Consider the following 19083-nt stretch of genomic DNA (forward strand, 5'->3'; position numbering starts at 1 on the left):
TGTTCCGACGTCCGCACTCAGCTGGCGGCAGCGAAAGGCGCCGCCTCCTCTACAGCCCCACACCAGTCCATGGTCCGCGTCAGCGGGCATGCCTTGTCGACACCTCGGATGTGGGCGATCATTTCGGCGGTCACGCAGACCGCGATTTCCTCGGGCCCTTCGGCCCCGATCTCGAGACCGACGGGAGCGTGGACGCGTCCAAACGCTTCCGGGGCAAAGCCGGCGGCAACGAGATTCTTGTAGACAGTGAGCACCTTGCGCTTCGAACCGATCATGCCGATGTAACCAGCCGGCGTGCCAAGCGCCCAGGCAAGCGCCTCCTGATCGAGGGCATGGCCGCGCATGGCGATGAACACCAGCGACGAGGCGTTGGGCGACAGATGCGTGGTGGTCTCGGCGAGTGGTCCGCCATGGGTGCTGTTGGCGGCAGGAAAGCGCTCGGCATTTGCGAACTCGACACGATCGTCGACAACCACCGTTTCGAAACCCAGCGTCCGGCAGATCGTTTCCGTCATCAGGCCGACATGACCGCCGCCGAAAATATAGACGGTCCGGTTGGGCATGATTGCCTCGATGTAAAACTGCAGTTTACCGCCGCAGATCATGCCGAGATCGAGCGTCGGATTCTTGTGAAGATCGATGGCCAGCATCTGCGACAGGCCTGATGCGATGACCTCGCGGGCGATCATGATCGCCCTGCCCTCGGCGGCTCCGCCACCGACCGTACCGGCGATCGTGCCGTCGGCTCGTACCAGCATCTTGGCGGCCGTCGCCGACGGCGTAGACCCCGATTGGGTAACAATGGAAACCAGCGCGGCGCGGCGACCGGCATCGCGCTCCCGGATGAGTTCCTTGTAGATATCCATGCTGTCCTCCGGCGGCCTGCAGACGCTGTAATCTCGACCGGCCGCCCTCTCCTGCTCCCCTGCCAAACCCGATTTTCCTCCTCGGGGTAGCGGCGAGTGGCGGCCTGTCCATGTTGAGGAGACTCTGCCGATGCGAGGGGAAAATCTGTCCGGTACAGGACTCGTGGTCCTAAAATCGCTGTCACCTGCACGACGATTTTGGGCGGTTCAAACGATATGAACCGAACGAAAATGCCAGAAATCCGGGACTTACTGGCACCAGCGCCCAATTAGGAAGCGACATGCGTATGATCACGCATGGGATAGGCGACAAACCTTGTTTGCCTCTTCGAAAGGTCGTGGATGACGGGTACGCGGCTGATATGAAAAAGCGGCTCGCCTTGTTCAAGGCGGCCGCTTAGGTGGGACAGTATGATTGGGGGCCGTCACGCTCTCATCGTAAGTGCGTCAGGAGATGAGCCTCAGCCCCCGGTCATGGGCGGAAAGAGAGCAATTTCCCGCGCGTCTCCGAGTGCTTCGTGCTGCTCGATATGCAACTGGTCGACGGCGACACGGATGGTCGATGGCGACTCCAGCGCATAGGCATAGTTGTCGCCACATCCGGACAGCCAGGCGATCAACTCACCGGCTGTCCGGACGTTGTCAGGCAGATTCAGATGCTCGTCGGAGAGACCGATGCGCTCGCGCACCCAGGCGAAATAGACGACGCGGACCTCTCGGCGCTGCGTTTCCATCGGTTCCTCCGACTTCCGGCAATGCCGATCAGGCCGCGGCCTGCTTGGCGGCATGCGCGGCGGCGATATCGTCGGCGAGGCGGTCGAGCTCGGCGAACGCCGCTTCGCGCGGCAAGCCCTTGACCATCACCGGTTCGAAGAAGGTGGCACTCAGCTTCGGCAGCATCGATTGGATGATCTCCGGCAGATTGCCCTCCCAGCCGAAGGAGCCGATCACCGCCGCATACTTGGCTTTGAGGCCGAGCACGTTGGCGAGGAGGGCCGCGTAGGCGACGCTGGGGTGCGGTCCCGACAACACCGTCGGCGAGGCGAACACCACGGTCGACGCTTCGACAAGGCTCATGGCGAACTCGCCGGTATCGAGATCGACGACGTTGATCGGCTTGGCGCCGATTCCACGCTCGATGAGTCGGTCAGTGAGGTAGCCGACCATCAGCGCCGTACTCTCGTACATCGACACGTAGGGGATGACCACGAAGGGCTTGGGCTCGTCGGATGTCCAGGACCTATATAGGTCGAGAATGAAGGGCGGACGGGCGTAGATCGGGCCATGGCTGGGGGCGATGAAGTCGAGCTCCAGCGCCCGGACCTTGTCGCCAGCTTCCTTCGAGAAGCTCCGGTAGGGCATCATGATCTCGGCATAGTAGCGCTTGGCCGCCGTCTCGACCCGCGCTTCGTCATCGGCAAAAAGATCGGTGGTGGCGAGGTGGGCGCCCAGGAAGTCGCAGGTGAAGGCGATGCGCGATTCCGGGATGTAGGTGACCATGGTATCGGGCCAGTGGACCCAAGGGGTCATCAGGAATTGCAGCGTCTTGTCGCCGAGCGACAGGGTGTGGCCATCACCGACGGTGATGAAGGCATCGCGACTGACCGGCAGAGTATCGAGGATGAAGCGCTTGCACTTGGCGTTGGTCACCACCTTGGCGTCGGGGAAGAGCTCGAGGACGGCGGGAATGGAGCCGGAGTGATCCTGCTCGGCATGATTGGCGACGATATAGTCGATCCGCTCGATGCCGGACTTCTTGAGCGCGGCGATGAATTCCGCTGTTTTCGGCGGATAAATGGTGTCGATCAACGCCGTCTTTTCGCTGCCTTTGACCAGATAGGCGTTGTAGGTCGTGCCTTCCGGCAGGGGAACCAACTCATCGAAGAGCTCACGATCCCAGTCGATCGCCCGATATGAGAAAATGCCGTCCGTAACCTTTTGCGGGATCATCGCGAATACCTTTCACTTGATGACGATAAACAGGGTGGGCTCAGCAGCAGCCCGAGATCGGGGCGCCGCCGGTCTGAGCGCTCGAGCCGGATGGCGAGCACTCGAACCGACCGAAATGCGTGGTTCGATCGCCATCGACACGGAAATGACGCCTAAAGCGGCTTTCCCCGACCATGGCGGCCGTGTTGCCGCAGACCAGCATTGGTTTGCCGGCGATGAAGCGATGATGATCGTCGAGAACGAAACCGGCGGGGGCATCGGGCACGGTGCCAAGATAGGTCGCCACCTGACCGTAGTCCTCGCAACAGTCTTCGAGGTTGTCGAGCTTGAAGGCCCTGACTGTCATCGACGAGAAGGTCGTCGGACCGACCAGCAGCTCGATGTAAGGGTGGTCGAGGACGATCGTTCGCCGGGCGAGCAATCGAAAATCCAGCCAGCCAGCAACTGCCATCAGGCGTCGGAAATCCTCCACATAGAGCGCCCCGCCAAGACATTCGCCGACCAGCAGCGGGTCGGCGGCCACGTCGGCCGGCAGACGACGGCTTGCGAAGATGTCGGAGAACAGCAGCTCCCCACCCGGCTTCAGAACCCGCCGTATCTCGGCAAATACCCTTGCCTTGTCGGCAGACAGATTGAGGGCGCAGTTGGAGATCACCGCATCGACCGATCCATCGGCGACACCGACAGCCGACAAATCCTCGAACCGACCTTCGAGAAAACTGACGTTGGATGCTTTGTGCCCAAAGATGCGCGCCTGTTCCGCCTGATGGTCACGGCCGACCGCCAGTTGCTCGGGGGTCATGTCGACGCCGATCGACCGACCGGTTTCCCCGACCAGAGCCGACAGCATGAACACGTCGCGCCCTGTGCCACAACCGAGGTCGAGTACGGTGAGGCCGTCGACATCGTCCGGAATCGGCGAGCCGCAGCCGTAGAACCGGTTCAACACCTCGGGATGGATGGTATTGAGAATCGACCGTAGTCTCGGAGAAAGTGGCTCGGTGGAACAGCAGGCGCCCGTCTTGAGGTCGTCTCGCCCCTTGAGCCGAGTCCCATAATAATCGCGAACGGTCGCTGTTACTTCATCCATCACGACCTCCACTTCCTGCTCCTTCCCATCCAGCCGGATGTCGGGAAACGTCGGTCGAGATCATCGCGCCGAATTGGTGACTGGGTCTGTCATGTAGAAGACAAAGGGCGAAAATGACCGCCCGGCATCACAACATGGCCTCGTGCGTTGAGCTGTTGATCCGTCCGCCAAGGCTTAAAAAACAAAAGGCTTAGCTGTCACCAGCTAAGCCTTTTGTTGAATGGTGGTCGCTGTAGGGATTGAACCTACGACCCCCGCAGTGTGAATGCGATGCTCTCCCGCTGAGCTAAGCGACCTTAAACCAACCTACTACAGTCTGAGACTACGTTTTTCAAGCAAGAGAACACTTGTCTGAACGAAGTGCCTTCCGGCTGAGCTACGCGCCCGAACCTTGATGCGGTGGCGCGATATAAGGGCCCTCGGTGGGGCAAGTCAAGGCGTCATGGAAACGAAAATTCGATCGCCGGATATCCGGCGAAGAGAGGCCAGAAGTCTCGCCCACTGCCAGCGAAAATGCAGCCAGAACAGAAACAAGAGAAGACGGCGGGCCATAAATTTTCGCGGCGCCCGGTGGGATGTCCGGGCGCCGCGCGCAGGGCGCTGCGTAGGGGAAGCGCTCTTGACCGGGTCAGGCAGCGGTGTCGAGCAAAGTACGCAGCGATGGATGGATGTCCGGACTTTCCTCGGACAAGAATTTCAAAAGCGCCCTTTCGTTGGCGTGGATCACCCCGTCGCGGCCGATTCGATCAGCCAGCCATTTCACTTCCTCCGAGGTGACCGCTTCCGCTTGGCGGATGCGGGTCTCATCGGCCTCATTTAGCATTGAGGATGTGTCGTCTTGCTGACGCCAGGCTGACCAGACACCCCGCAGGCCATTGGACAGCATGCTCGAGAGCATGTCGCCAAACAGCGCGGTGACGCCGCCGGTCGGGGCATCGAGCCAGGCATCGCGGCTGAGCGTTTCCTCGCGCGATAGCAGCGTATAGCCGCGCGCCGCCATCAGGAAGGAAGCGATCGCCTTGACGAATAGATCGGACCAGGCGGGATCGTTTTCCGCCTCGCGGCTATGATCGTTGAGGTCGAACAGCACTTCCGCTTCTTCGCGGCTGATGCCGACGGACCGCTCGCTGCCGAAAGCGTAGAGAATCGAGCGCAGGCGTTCGACGTCGGCGGCGGAGATGATGCCACCCTCGGCGCCAGTCAGTACGGACCGCGACACCTCTGCGAGTGCGAAGGCGGAAAGCTCCACGGGCACCGAATCAGCCCGGCGCATGATGTTGACCAGAAGATCGACTTCCATATCGGTGGTGATGCCGTCGGCCGAGAGCACACCAATCAGCCAGCGGGCCATTTCCTCGCTGACATGGCCGCTCGGAGCCGTCTGCAGGGCGACATAATCGGTCAAAGCTTCAGTATAGAGCTGACGACCGGTCGCCGTCGGGAAGCCCTCCTCGGCGGCGAGACGGCAAAGACGGCGGACTTCCTCGGCATCGACGGCGCCGTCGGCATAAACGGAGGCCCGCAAAAGAGCGACAGCGTCGAGCGGCGCGGCGTCTGGCGCTATCGTCTTTCCGCTGTCGGTCATGATCCCCGCTCCCAGTGGCTTACCCTTATGGGGAGGCTACACCACAATTCCGACTTCGAGCTTAAGGGAACCGGTTAAAAAACCTCTGAAGACAGATGGTTAATGATCCAATTCCGCAAGCTCCGGCGCTCATCAAAGCGGCGAACGAGGCTGCCATCTTGACATCGAAGCGGAAGAACGGCACCTAAATCGTGACTGTCGGTGCCCCGGCAGCCGTAAGCGTTAACGTCAGCCAACGCGCCACAGGGCCTCTATGCCTGTCTTGGTGGCCCATGACGTTAACGGAGCTTTCCATGTTTCGCATTTCGGCGCGCTTTGCGCCCTTTCTCTTCGGCCTCGTCCTGTCGGGCCTGATGTCGCTCGTCGTGTCCGGCGTGTCTACCTTGCGCACGACCGGCTTGTCACCTGACCTCCCGGGCCACTGGTTCGCCGCCTGGCTGAGTTCCTGGCCAGTCGCCTTTCCAGTGGTGCTGGTGCTGGCGCCGCTCGTCCGGCAGCTCGTTGCTCGCCTCTGCACCCTTCCAACCGGATGATGGGCGGAAACAACACTGTCAGCTCTCGCCCTGCCGTTCCTTACGCAGGCGTGCCCAGTAGTCGAGCCGCTTCTTGAGTTCTCGTTCGAAGCCGCGCTCGACCGGCTGGTAGAAGGCCCGGCGCCCCATCTTCTCTGGGAAATAATCCTGCCCGGAAAAGGCGTCGGGCTCATCGTGATCGTAGCGATAGCCTTCCCCATAGCCCTCGCCCTTCATCAACTTGGTGGGCGCATTGAGGATACGGCGCGGCGGTACGAGGCTGCCGAATTCCTTGGCCGCCGCCATCGCGGTTTTGAAGGCGGTGTAGACAGCGTTCGACTTCGGCGCGGTCGCCACATAGACGACCGCCTCGGCGATGGCAAGTTCGCCTTCCGGCGAGCCGAGCATTTCATAGGCGCCCTGAGCGGCGATGCAGACGGAGAGCGCCTGCGGGTCGGCAAGACCGATATCCTCGGCGGCCATGCGGATCACCCGGCGGATCACGTAGAGCGGGTCCTCACCGGCATCGATCATGCGGCAGAAATAATAGAGCGCCGCGTCCGGATCGGAGCCGCGTACCGACTTATGCAGCGCCGAGATGAGATTGTAGTGACCGTCCTGCGCCTTGTCGTAGACCGGCGCCCGCCGCTGGACGATCTCCTGCAGCGTCTTGGCGTCGAACACCTCATCCTCGCCGGCCGCCCGCCAGACATCCTCGGCGAGCGTCAGCGCGGCGCGGCCATCGCCGTCGGCCATGCGAACGAGCGCCGCCCGCGCCTCCCCGTCAAGCGGCAGCGGCTTGCCGGTTACCGCCTCGGCGCGGTCCAGCAACTGGCCAATCGAGGTTTCATCATGCGCCTTGAAGACCAGCACATGGGCGCGCGACAACAGGGCGGCGTTGAGTTCGAAAGACGGGTTCTCGGTGGTGGCGCCGATCAGCGTCACCGTTCCGTCTTCCATGACCGGCAGGAAACTGTCCTGCTGGGCCCGGTTGAAGCGATGGATCTCGTCGATGAACAAAAGCGTGCCACGGCCGAGCGCCCGTCGCTGGCGAGCGGCCTCGAACAGCTTCTTGAGATCGGCAACGCCGGTGAAGATGGCTGAGGCCTGTTCGAAGGCGAGATTGGTCTCATGCGCCAACAGGCGGGCAACGGTGGTCTTGCCCGAACCGGGCGGCCCCCAGAGAATCAGCGAACCGAGCGACCCGGAGGCCAGCATGCGGGTAATGGTGCCACTCGGCCCAACCAGATGATCCTGACCGACCACTTCCGACAGGTTGGCCGGACGCAGACGATCGGCCAGCGGACGGCCGGCGCGATTATCCGTCGTGCTGGAACCGAACAGATCGCTCATCTGAAGGCCATGCGCAGGACTTGGCCGTTGCGATCAATGGCGACGCGCCAGAACATCGGATCGGAGCCGGCGACGTCGGCCAAGACCTTTGTCGCGGTAATGTCGCTACCGTTGACCGACACCACGATGTCGCCCCGTTGCAGGCCGATGCGATCGGCCGGAGAGCCGGCAGCAACGGCGGTGATCACCACACCGGTCTGGCCGCGATAGGCGAGCCCGATCTCGGCGGCGACAGCGGGTGACACATTGGCGACGGTCGCCCCCTGGAAGGGCGAACGCGCATCGATCGTCAGCGTTTCGCGCGGCGTCGTCTCCGGCGCCGTCACCAGCTTCACGGACACCTCAATCAGCTTGCCCGCTCTGTTGAGAGTGAGCTTGGCCACGTTGCCGACGCCCTTGGTGGCCAAACGATAATTGAAGACGCGCGGATCGCTGACCTCGACACCATCGACGGCAACGATGAGGTCGCCGGCGTCGAGGCCGGCTTCCTCGGCGGGGCTCTTGCGCAGTATCGAAGTAATTAGCACGCCCGACGGCCGATCGAGGCCGAGGCTCTCGGCGATGTCGGAGGTGACCGGCTGCAGCTCAGCGCCGATCCACGGCAGCTCGACAGCGGAGCCGCCGCGACGGGCCGAATCGACGAACACCTTCACCATGTTGGAGGGAATGGCGAAACCGATGCCGTTGGAGCCGCCGCCGCGGGTGAAGATGGCCGTGTTGATGCCGGCCAGCTTACCGTCCATATCGACCAACGCACCGCCGGAATTACCTGGATTGATGGCGGCATCTGTTTGGATGAAGAACTGATAATCTGAAATACCAACCTGACTGCGCGCCAGCGCCGAGACGATGCCCTGCGTCACCGTCTGTCCGACGCCGAAGGGATTGCCAATCGCCAATACCAGGTCCCCCACCTGCAATTGATCGGAATCAGCCAGCGGCAATGTCGGCAGTTCACCCTTGGGGTTGCGTATTTTCAGCACGGCGAGATCGAGCTGCTCGTCCTTCAGCACCACATCGCATTCGAACTCGCGCCTGTCGGCGAGTGCCACCTTCACGTCGTCACCGTCCTCGATGACATGGTTATTGGTCACGATGAGGCCGGAGGGATCGACGATGACGCCGGAGCCGAGTGATTGCTGGTGCCGCTCGCGCTGTCCACCGATGCCGGGAATATCGCCGCCGAAGAACTGACGGAAAAACGGGTCGTCCATCAGCGGCGAAGAGGCCACCTTGACGGTCTTGGTCGAATAAACGTTGACCACAGCCGGCCCAGCAACCTTGGCGACCGGTGCGAAGGACAATTTGACCTGCGCCTCCGAGGTCGGCAATGCCCGATCGGCCGCCGTTGCCATCCCCGTTGATACGCAAGCCACAAAGCCGAAAGCCAGGATAAGGCGAGACAGTCCGTTCGGTCGCATCGCGTAACTCCAAGAGCGCACAGTCGACATGCCGTTCTTTTACGCCGCCGAATATGGCAACGGAAGGACGCTCAAACAACAAGGGGCGGCCCGATGGACCGCCCCTTGCTCAACTTTCAGCGAAGCCTACCGATCAGGCGGCGACCGTCTCGGCCTCGGCCGGAGCGGCAGCCAGGCGGGCCTTGTCGGCAGCGCCCTTGGCAGCGACGTCGCGATCAACGAACTCGATCACGGCGACAGCGGCCGAGTCGCCCTGACGGAAGCCAGCCTTCAGCACGCGGGTGTAACCACCGGCGCGGGCCTTGTAGCGGGGGCCGAGCACGTCGAACAGCTTCTTGGCGGCGATCTCGTTGTTCTGCAGCTCAGCAGCGAGCTGACGACGAGCGGCGAGGTCGCCCTTCTTGGCAATGGTCACCAGCTTCTCGACGATCGGACGCAGGTCCTTCGCCTTCGGCAGGGTGGTGACGATCTGCTCATGCTCGACGAGCGAGATGGCGAGGTTGGCGAGCATCGCCTTACGATGGCTCTGTGTGCGGTTGAACCGACGGCCCGCATTACCGTGACGCATGGCCTACTCCTATTTGTCTTCGCGCGGCTCACGCCGGGCAGGATTGTTTAGAACGAGCCGGAGAGCCTGGCCCTCCGGCGAGCTTTTCGGCTCAGTAGTTGTGGTCTTCGTAGCGCTTGGCCAGGTCTTCGATATTCTCGGGCGGCCAGTTCGGGACTTCCATGCCGAGATGCAACCCCATCTGCGCCAGCACTTCCTTGATCTCGTTGAGCGACTTGCGGCCGAAATTCGGCGTGCGGAGCATTTCCGCTTCGCTCTTCTGGATCAGATCGCCGATGTAGACGATATTGTCGTTCTTCAGGCAGTTGGCCGAACGGACCGACAGCTCGAGTTCGTCGACCTTCTTGAGCAGCGCCGGATTGAAGGCAAGCTCCGGAACGGTCTCGACCTTGGTGTCCTTCTGCGGCTCTTCGAAGTTGACGAAGATCGCCAGCTGGTCCTGCAGGATGCGAGCGGCATAGGCGACGGCGTCCTCGGGCTTCACCGAGCCGTCGGTCTCGACGGTCAGCGTCAGCTTATCGAGGTCGAGATCCTGACCCTCACGGGTGTTCTCGACCTTGTATGACACCTTGCGAACCGGCGAGTAGAGGCTGTCGACCGGGATCAGACCGATCGGAGCGTCTTCAGGACGGTTGCGGTCGGCCGGGACGTAGCCCTTGCCGGTATCGACCGTGAACTCCATGCGGATCTCTGCGCCCTCGTCGAGGGTGCAGAGGACCAGCTCGGGATTCAGGATCTCGATGTCGCCAACGGTCTGGATGTCACCGGCGCTAACTACGCCCGGACCCTGCTTGCGCACGACCATCCGCTTCGGGCCTTGGCCCTGCATGCGGACGGCGATTTCCTTGATGTTGAGGATGATGTCAGTGACGTCCTCACGCACGCCGCCGATCGAGGAGAACTCGTGCAGCACGCCGTCGATCTGAACCGCCGTCACCGCCGCACCCTGCAGCGAGGACAAGAGGACACGACGGAGCGCGTTGCCGAGCGTCAGACCGAAGCCACGCTCGAGCGGCGAGGCGACGACAGTCGCGAAGCGCTTCGGATCGCGGCTCGGGATGACCTCGAGCTTGTTCGGCTTCTTGAGCTCTTGCCAGTTCTTCTGGATGCTCACGTTGATACCCTTTCATGTGAAGCGGTTCGCCGCGGGCCGCATCCCCCGCAGGGACCACCGCCTTGACGGGCCATGCCCGGCGCCTTTCCGGCCACCGGACGTTCGCGGATGAGCGTCAGACGCGGCGACGCTTACGCGGACGGCAACCGTTGTGCGGGATCGGGGTAACGTCGCGGATGGAGCTCACCAGGAAACCGGCGGCCTGCAGAGCGCGCAGCGCCGATTCACGACCGGAGCCCGGACCGCAGACTTCGACTTCCAGGGTCTTGACGCCATGCTCGGAAGCCTTGCGAGCGGCATCCTCGGCGGCCATCTGGGCGGCATACGGAGTCGACTTGCGCGAACCCTTGAAGCCCATGGTGCCGGCTGACGACCAGGAGATGGTGTTGCCCTGCGCGTCGGTGATGGTGATCATCGTGTTATTGAAGGTGGAATTCACGTGGGCAATGCCTGACGTGATGTTCTTGCGTTCTTTCCGGCGGACGCGACCTGCGGCTTCCTTGGCCATGTTCTCTAACTCTCTCGCTTTCGATCTCTTCACCGCCGTAATACCAGCGGCTACACCGGAGCGCACGCCTTCAAAAGAAACTCAGCGCACCGGAACGACTTCGGAGAAGAGCACCCTGCCCTTCCCCCCAAATTGGCGAACGGTCCTGCCGGACCTTCCGCCATGGACAAAGCGCCGTCCGCGATTGCTCACGGAACCGGCGCCATGACCGAACCTTTTCGCCGGACCGACGCACCGCCGGACCGACGAAATGGAATCACTTCTTCTTGCCGGCAATCGCCTTCGCCGGACCCTTGCGGGTACGAGCGTTGGTGTGCGTGCGCTGACCACGGACCGGCAGGCCCTTGCGGTGACGCAGACCACGATAGCAACCGAGGTCCATGAGACGCTTGATGTTCATCGCAGTCTCACGGCGAAGGTCACCCTCGACGACGTAGTCGCGGTCGATCACTTCGCGGATCTGCAGAACTTCGGCATCCGAAAGCTCATTGACGCGCTTGGCCTGATCGATACCGACCTTGCCCAGGATTTCCTCGGCGAACCTCGGGCCGATGCCATGGATATACTGCAGCGCGATCAGGGCGCGCTTGGCGGTGGGGATATTGACGCCAGCGATACGGGCCACTTCACTTCACTCCTGTCGTCGCGATCCTTTTGGATCGCTCCCTCCCCCGTTCGAGCCGTGGAGGTCGGTGTCTAGACGGCGGCTCCATAGGCGGCGCCGGCCGGGTTATTTTCGCGACAACCATGGCGCTCCGTCCAACATGGGCAAACGCATACAGGCCATCGCACGAAGAACCCGTGGATAGGTGGCGGTTAATAGCCGGAACCGGCCTCTCCGTCAACCTTTCGGACACGGGTTTGTCGCCGAAATCGCCGCCGGAAAGCCCGGTCGGCGACCGATCGCCCAGCTTTGGAACGCTCGTTCCTCGCCGGACGTCCGTCTCACTCGAGGGCAGCGCGAATCGCGCCGGCAACCTCTTCGATGGGCGCCATGCCATCAACCGGCTTCAGCAACCCGCTCGTGGCATAGAAAGGCGTCAGCGCCGCCGTCAGGGCGCGGAACTCTTCCAGACGCTTGCGGAACACTTCCGGATTGTCATCTTTGCGCACCGGTTGCCCGGCCGCCTTGGCTTCTTCGGCGCGGCGAACGATCCGGTCGACGAGCTTTTCAGCGTCGACCTTGAACTCGATCACGGCGTCAAGCTTGAGCTTCTTGTCAGCCAGCAGCTTGTCCAGCGCCTCAGCCTGAGCGACGGTGCGCGGGAAGCCATCCAGCACGAAGCCGTTCTTGGCGTCCGGCTCTTCGATTCGGTCGGAGACGATGCCAATGACGATTTCGTCGGAAACGAGTTGGCCAGCGTCCATCACGGCCTTGGCCTTCTTGCCGATCTCGGTGCCGGCAGCGACAGCCGCGCGCAGCATGTCACCGGTCGACAACTGGACGATACCGTAACGATCGACCAGCTTCTGCGCCTGCGTCCCCTTGCCGGCGCCCGGCGGCCCGAGAAGAATCAGCCTCATCTACGCTTCCCCCGAAGTTTGCTCTTCTTGATCAGCCCCTCGTACTGATGGGCGAGGAGATGACCCTGGATCTGGGACACGGTGTCCATGGTCACCGACACGACGATCAGCAACGACGTGCCGCCGAAGTAGAACGGAACACCGGTGGTGGAGATCAGGAACTCCGGCAGCAGACAAACAACGACGAGATAGATGGCACCGAGGACGTTGATGCGGGTCAGAACATAGTCGATGTAGATGGCGGTACGCTCGCCCGGTCGGATACCGGGAACGAAGCCGCCCTGCTTCTTGAGATTCTCGGCGGTATCGGTCGGGTTGAACACGATAGCCGTATAGAAGAAGGCGAAGAACACGATCATCGCGGCATAGGACAGCATGTAAAGCGGTTGACCGTGTGCCATCAGCGTACCGAAGGTCTGCAGCCAGCCGCCTGCGGCGTTGGCACCGGCAAAGCCAGTGATGGTGCCGGGGATGAGCAGGATCGACGAGGCGAAGATCGGCGGAATGACACCAGACGTATTGAGCTTCAGCGGCAGGTGGCTCGACTCGCCCTGGAACATTTTGTTCCCGACCTGGCGCTTCGGATACTGGATGAGCAACCGGCGCTGGGCGCGCTCGAAGAACACGATGCCGCCAATGACCGCCACGGCCAGCACCAGCACGGCCAGGATGATCGGCGTGGCAAGGGCGCCCTGACGGCCGAGCTCCAGCATACCGACAAGGGCGTGCGGCAGATTGGCGATAATGCCGGCGAAGATGATCAGCGACGTACCCTGGCCGATGCCGCGGGACGTAATCTGTTCGCCAAGCCAAAGCAGGAACATCGTGCCGCCCATCAACGACAGCACGGTGGAAATGATGAAAGTCGGCCCGGGATTGAGAACAATCGAACCCTGCCCCTGCAACCCGGCGGCGATGCCATAGGACTGAACCGCGGCGAGCAGCACAGTCAGGTAGCGGGTGTACTGATTGATCTTCTTTCGGCCTGACTCGCCTTCCTTCTTCACCGCTTCCAGCGCCGGAATGACTGACGTCAAAAGCTGAATGATGATCGAGGCGGAGATGTAGGGCATGATGCCCAAGGCGAAGATGGCCATGCGGCCGACGGCGCCGCCGGAGAACATGTTGAACAGGCCGAGAATGCCCTGGCTCTGCTGCTTGAACGCATCGGCAAGCGCCTGCAGGTTGATGCCCGGCAGCGGGATATAGGTTCCGAGGCGATACACCAGAAGTGCGCCAAGGGTGAACCAAATCCGCTTCTTGAGCTCTTCCGCCTTAGCGAGCGCGCCGAAATTCAGATTTGCAGCGAGTTGTTCTGCCGCAGAGGCCATGTCTCACTCCGCCCGAATGGGGAACCTCGGGGCGCACCGCCCCGCATGCCGCGAGACCGTTCCACCCTTCATACCGCTGGCCTTAGCGCCTTCGAGCGATTCGCTGAAGCGCCTTGTTCCAGCTTCGGACCGCCAAAGCGCGGCAAACCGCGCACAAGCTAATCCAAACGTCCGCTATATAGACCCAAGTCGCGGACGAAATAAGCCCCCGGGAGACACCTAATCCCACGCGTCGCGCAAACGATCACGTGAAGACGGCATCTGCCCGGGGGCATTGTCTTTACGCCTTCTTGGCAGCCACCGACACGGTGACCTTGCCACCGGCAGCCTCGACCGCCGCGATCGCGGGCGCTGAAGCACCGACGACCTCGAAGGTCAGCGCCGACTTGATCTCGCCGCCGAGAACCCGCACGCCGTCAAGCGTACGGCGCAGCAGACCGGCCGAAACCAGAGCCTCGACAGTCACAGGCACCTTGGCGTCGAGCTTACCAGCGTCGACGGCGGCCTGGACTTTCGTCAGGCTGATCTCGTTGAGATCGAGGGCGAAAATATTCGTAAAACCGCGCTTGGGCAGACGACGATGCAGAGGCATCTGACCGCCTTCAAACCCGGCAATGGCAACGCCCGACCGCGAGGTCTGGCCCTTGACGCCGCGACCGGCGGTCTTGCCCTTGCCCGAGCCGATGCCACGGCCGACGCGCATACGCGGCTTGGTCGCGCCTTCGTTATCCTTGAGCTCGTTGAGCTTCATTTCATCGATCCTTTCGACCGGCGGGTATCTCAGGCCTCGTCCACGACGCGGATGAGGTGCTGGACCTTCGCGATCATGCCGCGAACCGAAGGAGTATCCTCCAGCGTCGACGTGCGATGCAGCTTGTTGAGACCGAGACCGACCAACGTCGCGCGCTGATCAGCGGGACGGCGGACGGGGCTATAGATCTGCTCGACCGTAACGGTCTTGCCCGACTTCTTGTTGGTCGACATGGTTTTCACCTTACGAAAGCCAGTTTACGAATGAGGAGGGAGAGATCCCCCTCCCCCGTTCGATATCCATCAGCCTTCGGCCGACGCCGCAGCTTCCGGGTCAATGTCGCGACGACGGGACTGCAAGGTCGAAACCTTGAGACCACGGCGGGCGGCAACCGACCGCGGACTATCTTCGTTCGCCAAAGCGGAGAAGGTAGCGCGGATCATGTTGTAGGGATTGGTGGAACCGAGCGACTTGGCCACCACGTCCTGGACGCCAAGCGTTTCGAACACGGCGCGCATCGGGCCGCCGGCGATGATGCCGGTACCAGCCGGAGCGGTGCGCACGTAGACACGACCGGCACCCCAACGCCCTGCGACGTCATGGTGCAGCGTCCGGCCTTCCTTGAGCGGCACGCGCACGAGGGCACGCTTGGCGGCTTCCGTCGCCTTGCGAATGGCCTCGGGCACTTCGCGCGCTTTGCCGTGGCCGTAGCCGACCCGGCCCTTCTGATCGCCAACGACGACGAGCGCGGCGAAGCCGAAGCGACGACCACCCTTCACCACCTTGGCGACGCGGTTGATATGGACCAGGCGATCGACGAACTCGCTGTCGCGCTCGTCGTTGCGATCCCGGTTGTTGCGTTCACGTTCAGCCATTGTCTTTGTCTCTCTCGATCGGGACCGGCCTTAGAAGTCGAGTCCGCCCTCGCGGGCGGCATCCGCCAGCGCCTTGATGCGGCCGTGGTACAGGAACTGACCACGATCGAAGATGACCGCAGTCACCCCCGCCGCCTTGGCGCGCTCTGCGATGAGCTTGCCGACCACGGCGGCCGCGGCCACGTTGGCCCCGGTCTTCAGAGCGTCGCGGACGTCCTTGTCGAGAGTCGACGCGGACGCCAGGGTGCGACCCTGAACGTCATCGATAACTTGAGCATAGATGTGCAACGACGAGCGGTGCACGGAGAGCCGGAGGCGACCGTTGGCCGCCGCCTTGATCGCGCGGCGCACGCGGGCGCGGCGGCGATCGTTGCCGGTGAGGTGAGCCATGATCGTCCCCTTACTTCTTCTTGCCTTCCTTGCGGACGATAAACTCGCCCGCGTACCTTACACCCTTGCCCTTGTAGGGCTCCGGCGGACGGTACTTGCGGATTTCGGCGGCGACTTGACCGACGCGCTGGGCGTCGATACCGGAGACGACGATTTCTGTCGGCTTCGGAACGACGATCGCGATGCCTTCCGGCACCGGATAGGCGACGTCGTGGCTATAGCCCAGCGAGAGCTGCAGGGTCTTGCCCTGAAGCGCCGCCTTGTAGCCAACGCCTGTAATCTCGAGCTTCTTCTCGAAGCCGACCGTCACACCCTTGATCAGGTTGGCGATCTGCGTGCGGGACATACCCCAGCTGGCGCGAGCCAGCTTGGACTCGTCCTTGGGATCGATCTTGATCGAACCGTCTTCCGTCTTAACGACGTTGACATGCTCGTTCAGAGCGAAAGTGAGCGTACCTTTCGGTCCCTTGACCGAAACGGTCTGCCCAGCGATGTCGGCCGTGACCCCCGAAGGGACCGGAACAGCCTTCTTGCCAATGCGCGACATGGTTTTTAACCCGTTTCCAGTCGAAGGTTAGAAGACGCGGCAGAGAACTTCACCACCGACATTCTGCTCACGAGCGTCGTGGTCGGCCATCACACCCCGGGGGGTACTGAGGATCGACACGCCGAGGCCGTTGGCAACTCGGGGGAGGTTCTTAACCGAAGCGTAAACGCGGCGGCCCGGCTTGGAGACGCGCTCGATGGTACGGATGACACCAAGGCCATCATAGTACTTGAGCTCGATCTCGAACTCGGTACGGCCTTCGGCATCAACCTCGGCGTAACCGCGCAGGAAACCCTCAGCGACCAGGACATCAAGGACGTTCTTACGCAGCTTGGAGGCCGGCGTAGACACCTTCGACATCTTGCGCATCTGGGCATTACGAATGCGGGTGAGCATATCACCCAAAGGATCGGTCATCGGCATGGGACCGCTCTCCTTACCAGCTCGACTTCACAAGGCCCGGGATGAGACCGAGCGACCCCAGCTCACGCAGGGCGATACGGCTCATCTTGAGCTTGCGATAATAGGACCGCGGACGGCCGGTGACTTCGCAGCGGTTGCGGACACGCACCGGCGACGAGTTGCGCGGAAGCTCGGCGAGCTTCAGGCGAGCAGCGAACTGCTCCTCGATCGACAGCGACTTGTCACCCGCGACAGCCTTGAGGGCCTCACGCTTGGCGGAGAACTGCTTCACCAGCTTCTGGCGATGCTTGTTCTTCTCGATGGCGCTCTTCTTAGCCATTTAAATCCGAACCCTTCTCGTCACTGCCGGAACGGGAAATTGAAGGCCTTGAGAAGCGCGCGCGCCTCGTCATCAGTCTTCGCCGTGGTGCAGACGATGATGTCCATACCCCAGACCTGATCGACCTTGTCGTACTCGATCTCGGGGAAAACGATGTGCTCCTTGATGCCCATGGCAAAGTTGCCACGGCCGTCAAAGGACTTCGGGTTCAGACCACGGAAGTCACGCACACGCGGCAAGGCGATGGTGATGAGGCGGTCGAGGAACTCGTACATGCGCTGACGGCGAAGCGTCACCTTGGCACCGATATTCATTCCTTCGCGCAGCTTGAACGTGGCGATGGAATTACGAGCCTTGGTGATCACCGGCTTCTGGCCGGCAATGAGGGTCAGATCGCCGACGGCCGAATTGATCTTCTTGCCGTCCGCAACCGTCTCGCCGACGCCCATGTTCAGGACGATCTTTTCGACGACGGGCACTTCCATCGTGTTCTTGTAACCGAACTGTTCGATGAGAGCCGCGCGGATGGTCTCGTCGTAGGTGCGCTTGAGGCGCGGAATGTAAACCGCATCAGCCATCGATCACATCTCCAGAACGCTTGGCGAAGCGGACCTTGCGACCGTCGTCGAGCAGTTTGAAACCAACGCGGGTCGGCTTGCCGTCCTTGGGATCGGCAACAGCGAGGTTCGAAAGGTCGAGCGCCGCTTCCTTCGCGACGATGCCACCCTCGGACTTGGCCGACTGCTTCTGATGATGACGAACGATGTTGACGCCACGGACTAAAGCGCGATTCTCGGTCGGACGGACTTCAATGACCTCACCGGTCTTGCCCTTGTCCTTGCCTGTGAGAACCACAACCTTGTCGCCCTTCTTGATCTTGGCGGCCATGGTTACAGAACCTCCGGGGCGAGCGAGATGATCTTCATGTGGTTCTTGGCGCGAAGTTCGCGCGGAACCGGTCCGAAGATACGAGTCCCGATCGGCTCTTTCTGGTTATTGATGAGAACGGCGGCATTCTTGTCGAAACGAATGACCGAACCGTCCGTGCGCCGGATGTCCTTGGCCGTGCGGACCACGACCGCCTTCATCACGTCGCCCTTCTTCACGCGACCACGAGGGATGGCTTCCTTGATGGAGACGACAATGATGTCGCCCACCGAGGCGTACCGCCGCTTCGCGCCGCCGAGCACTTTGATGCACATAACACGACGTGCGCCGGAATTATCCGCCACGTCGAGGTTGGTTTGCATCTGAATCATGACTTGGCCGCCTTATCTTGATGCATGCGCCCACCGGCGCCGGAAGACGCAGATGGACAGCGACTTTGTTTTGGAACTCGGAAAATAGGGGTACGGCGTGCCGGACCCTCATTTTCGAGTTCATCCCAGTCCCTGGCCGTATCCGCAGCCTGGGAGGCCTAGCTCCTACCCCACCGCCTCTTAGGGCGACAGGAAAACGAAGCTAGATGTCTCGTTTTCGCCGTCAGGTCGTGGCGCCCTCAGGCTACCCGACTAAACAATCCGAAACGGAACGGCATAGACTGCCATTCCGTTCTGAAACTAGCGTCTGCCGCATAAGCTTCTCCGAGTCGGAAGTCAATGACCCGGGGATGCTATTTAGAGACAATCGCCCAAAAGCGCCCGTCTCTGGCAGCTTTCCACCTCGCACGACACCACGGTCGGTGCCGGAGGCAGCTATCTCACCCGCTCAGCTTGCGCTTGCGGTGGAGAGCACAACCCAGCGCTTGGTCTTGGAAATGGGCTTGCTTTCCTCGATGGAAACCACGTCCCCGACCTTGTACTGGTTCGTCTCGTCATGCGCCTGGTAGTTTTTCGTCCGGCGCACGGTCTTCTTGAGCACCGGATGGGTGAAGCGACGCTCCACCTTAACTACGACCGTCTTGTCGGTCTTGTCGCTGACGACGACGCCTTGCAGGATGCGCTTCGGCAACTCGTC

The 19083-nt window shown here is 61.9% G+C and carries 25 protein-coding genes and 1 tRNA gene; 1 reads left to right on the forward strand and 25 read right to left on the reverse strand.

What is annotated here, in order from left to right:
• Positions 1 to 17 precede the first annotated feature (17 nt).
• The 6 genes from AB6N07_RS18815 to AB6N07_RS18840 all read right to left on the reverse strand — a co-directional run bounded on the left by AB6N07_RS18815 (position 18) and on the right by AB6N07_RS18840 (position 5491).
• Complete coding sequence (locus AB6N07_RS18815; protein ID WP_370674597.1) at positions 18 to 866, reverse strand: XdhC family protein; 849 nt, start codon at positions 864 to 866, stop codon at positions 18 to 20.
• Positions 867 to 1327: 461 nt separating this feature from the next.
• Positions 1328 to 1600, reverse strand: a complete 273-nt coding sequence (moaD, locus tag AB6N07_RS18820; RefSeq protein WP_370674598.1) for a molybdopterin converting factor subunit 1 — start codon at positions 1598 to 1600, stop codon at positions 1328 to 1330.
• Positions 1601 to 1628: 28 nt separating this feature from the next.
• Entirely contained in the window at positions 1629 to 2816 is a 1188-nt protein-coding gene (locus tag AB6N07_RS18825) for an FprA family A-type flavoprotein (protein ID WP_370674599.1), read from the reverse strand.
• Between the two features lie 40 nt (positions 2817 to 2856).
• The gene (locus AB6N07_RS18830) at positions 2857 to 3906 is read right to left on the reverse strand and encodes a methyltransferase domain-containing protein (protein WP_370674600.1); all 1050 of its coding nucleotides are present in this window, start codon (positions 3904 to 3906) and stop codon (positions 2857 to 2859) included.
• A gap of 221 nt (positions 3907 to 4127) precedes the next feature.
• A tRNA-Val gene (locus AB6N07_RS18835) sits at positions 4128 to 4202 on the reverse strand.
• Positions 4203 to 4534: 332 nt separating this feature from the next.
• Positions 4535 to 5491, reverse strand: coding sequence for a hypothetical protein (locus tag AB6N07_RS18840; RefSeq protein WP_370674601.1), 957 nt, complete (start codon positions 5489 to 5491; stop codon positions 4535 to 4537).
• Positions 5492 to 5784: 293 nt separating this feature from the next.
• On the opposite strand from AB6N07_RS18840, the gene AB6N07_RS18845 reads away from it, so the two are divergent.
• Positions 5785 to 6024, forward strand: a complete 240-nt coding sequence (locus tag AB6N07_RS18845; protein ID WP_370674602.1) for a DUF2798 domain-containing protein — start codon at positions 5785 to 5787, stop codon at positions 6022 to 6024.
• A gap of 18 nt (positions 6025 to 6042) precedes the next feature.
• Here AB6N07_RS18845 and AB6N07_RS18850 read toward each other — a convergent pair whose 3' ends face one another.
• The 19 genes from AB6N07_RS18850 to rpsQ form a co-directional block, all read right to left on the reverse strand.
• Positions 6043 to 7356, reverse strand: a complete 1314-nt coding sequence (locus AB6N07_RS18850) for a replication-associated recombination protein A (protein ID WP_370674603.1) — start codon at positions 7354 to 7356, stop codon at positions 6043 to 6045.
• Complete coding sequence (locus tag AB6N07_RS18855; protein ID WP_370674604.1) at positions 7353 to 8777, reverse strand: DegQ family serine endoprotease; 1425 nt, start codon at positions 8775 to 8777, stop codon at positions 7353 to 7355. Before AB6N07_RS18855 ends, AB6N07_RS18850 begins: the two co-directional genes overlap by 4 nt.
• Before the next feature lie 133 nt (positions 8778 to 8910).
• On the reverse strand, positions 8911 to 9345 hold the full coding sequence (gene rplQ / locus AB6N07_RS18860; RefSeq protein WP_370674605.1) for a 50S ribosomal protein L17: 435 nt from the start codon (positions 9343 to 9345) through the stop codon (positions 8911 to 8913).
• 91 nt (positions 9346 to 9436) lie between these two features.
• Positions 9437 to 10459, reverse strand: coding sequence for a DNA-directed RNA polymerase subunit alpha (locus tag AB6N07_RS18865; RefSeq protein ID WP_370674606.1), 1023 nt, complete (start codon positions 10457 to 10459; stop codon positions 9437 to 9439).
• Between the two features lie 115 nt (positions 10460 to 10574).
• The gene (rpsK, locus tag AB6N07_RS18870) at positions 10575 to 10967 is read right to left on the reverse strand and encodes a 30S ribosomal protein S11 (RefSeq protein WP_370674607.1); all 393 of its coding nucleotides are present in this window, start codon (positions 10965 to 10967) and stop codon (positions 10575 to 10577) included.
• A gap of 256 nt (positions 10968 to 11223) precedes the next feature.
• Positions 11224 to 11592 (reverse strand): 30S ribosomal protein S13, encoded by a 369-nt coding sequence (gene rpsM / locus AB6N07_RS18875; RefSeq protein ID WP_370674608.1) that lies wholly within the window; start codon positions 11590 to 11592, stop codon positions 11224 to 11226.
• Between the two features lie 320 nt (positions 11593 to 11912).
• On the reverse strand, positions 11913 to 12491 hold the full coding sequence (locus tag AB6N07_RS18880) for an adenylate kinase (protein WP_370674609.1): 579 nt from the start codon (positions 12489 to 12491) through the stop codon (positions 11913 to 11915).
• Entirely contained in the window at positions 12488 to 13822 is a 1335-nt protein-coding gene (gene secY / locus AB6N07_RS18885) for a preprotein translocase subunit SecY (protein ID WP_370674610.1), read from the reverse strand. The genes AB6N07_RS18880 and secY overlap by 4 nt, the downstream gene beginning before the upstream one ends.
• A gap of 280 nt (positions 13823 to 14102) precedes the next feature.
• Complete coding sequence (rplO, locus tag AB6N07_RS18890) at positions 14103 to 14573, reverse strand: 50S ribosomal protein L15 (protein ID WP_370674611.1); 471 nt, start codon at positions 14571 to 14573, stop codon at positions 14103 to 14105.
• A 29-nt stretch (positions 14574 to 14602) separates the two neighbouring features.
• Complete coding sequence (gene rpmD, locus AB6N07_RS18895) at positions 14603 to 14806, reverse strand: 50S ribosomal protein L30 (protein WP_370674612.1); 204 nt, start codon at positions 14804 to 14806, stop codon at positions 14603 to 14605.
• Positions 14807 to 14875: 69 nt separating this feature from the next.
• Complete coding sequence (gene rpsE, locus AB6N07_RS18900; RefSeq protein WP_370674613.1) at positions 14876 to 15448, reverse strand: 30S ribosomal protein S5; 573 nt, start codon at positions 15446 to 15448, stop codon at positions 14876 to 14878.
• Positions 15449 to 15478: 30 nt separating this feature from the next.
• On the reverse strand, positions 15479 to 15838 hold the full coding sequence (rplR, locus tag AB6N07_RS18905; protein WP_370674614.1) for a 50S ribosomal protein L18: 360 nt from the start codon (positions 15836 to 15838) through the stop codon (positions 15479 to 15481).
• Positions 15839 to 15848: 10 nt separating this feature from the next.
• Positions 15849 to 16385: a 50S ribosomal protein L6 gene (gene rplF, locus AB6N07_RS18910; protein WP_370674615.1), complete on the reverse strand. Its 537-nt coding sequence runs from the start codon at positions 16383 to 16385 to the stop codon at positions 15849 to 15851.
• Positions 16386 to 16412: 27 nt separating this feature from the next.
• A complete protein-coding gene (gene rpsH, locus AB6N07_RS18915) occupies positions 16413 to 16808 on the reverse strand; it encodes a 30S ribosomal protein S8 (RefSeq protein WP_026791936.1) in 396 nt (131 codons plus the stop codon).
• Between the two features lie 13 nt (positions 16809 to 16821).
• Entirely contained in the window at positions 16822 to 17127 is a 306-nt protein-coding gene (gene rpsN / locus AB6N07_RS18920) for a 30S ribosomal protein S14 (protein WP_370674616.1), read from the reverse strand.
• Positions 17128 to 17147: 20 nt separating this feature from the next.
• Complete coding sequence (gene rplE / locus AB6N07_RS18925) at positions 17148 to 17705, reverse strand: 50S ribosomal protein L5 (protein WP_370674617.1); 558 nt, start codon at positions 17703 to 17705, stop codon at positions 17148 to 17150.
• Complete coding sequence (gene rplX / locus AB6N07_RS18930; protein WP_370674618.1) at positions 17698 to 18015, reverse strand: 50S ribosomal protein L24; 318 nt, start codon at positions 18013 to 18015, stop codon at positions 17698 to 17700. Before rplX ends, rplE begins: the two co-directional genes overlap by 8 nt.
• A 2-nt stretch (positions 18016 to 18017) precedes the next feature.
• Complete coding sequence (rplN, locus tag AB6N07_RS18935) at positions 18018 to 18386, reverse strand: 50S ribosomal protein L14 (protein ID WP_026782414.1); 369 nt, start codon at positions 18384 to 18386, stop codon at positions 18018 to 18020.
• A 448-nt stretch (positions 18387 to 18834) separates the two neighbouring features.
• Positions 18835 to 19077, reverse strand: a complete 243-nt coding sequence (gene rpsQ / locus AB6N07_RS18940; protein ID WP_026791940.1) for a 30S ribosomal protein S17 — start codon at positions 19075 to 19077, stop codon at positions 18835 to 18837.
• Between the last annotated feature and the right edge of the window lie 6 nt (positions 19078 to 19083).

It is taken from the genome of Pleomorphomonas sp. PLEO (assembly GCF_041320595.1).
In the GTDB taxonomy this organism is placed as follows: domain Bacteria; phylum Pseudomonadota; class Alphaproteobacteria; order Rhizobiales; family Pleomorphomonadaceae; genus Pleomorphomonas.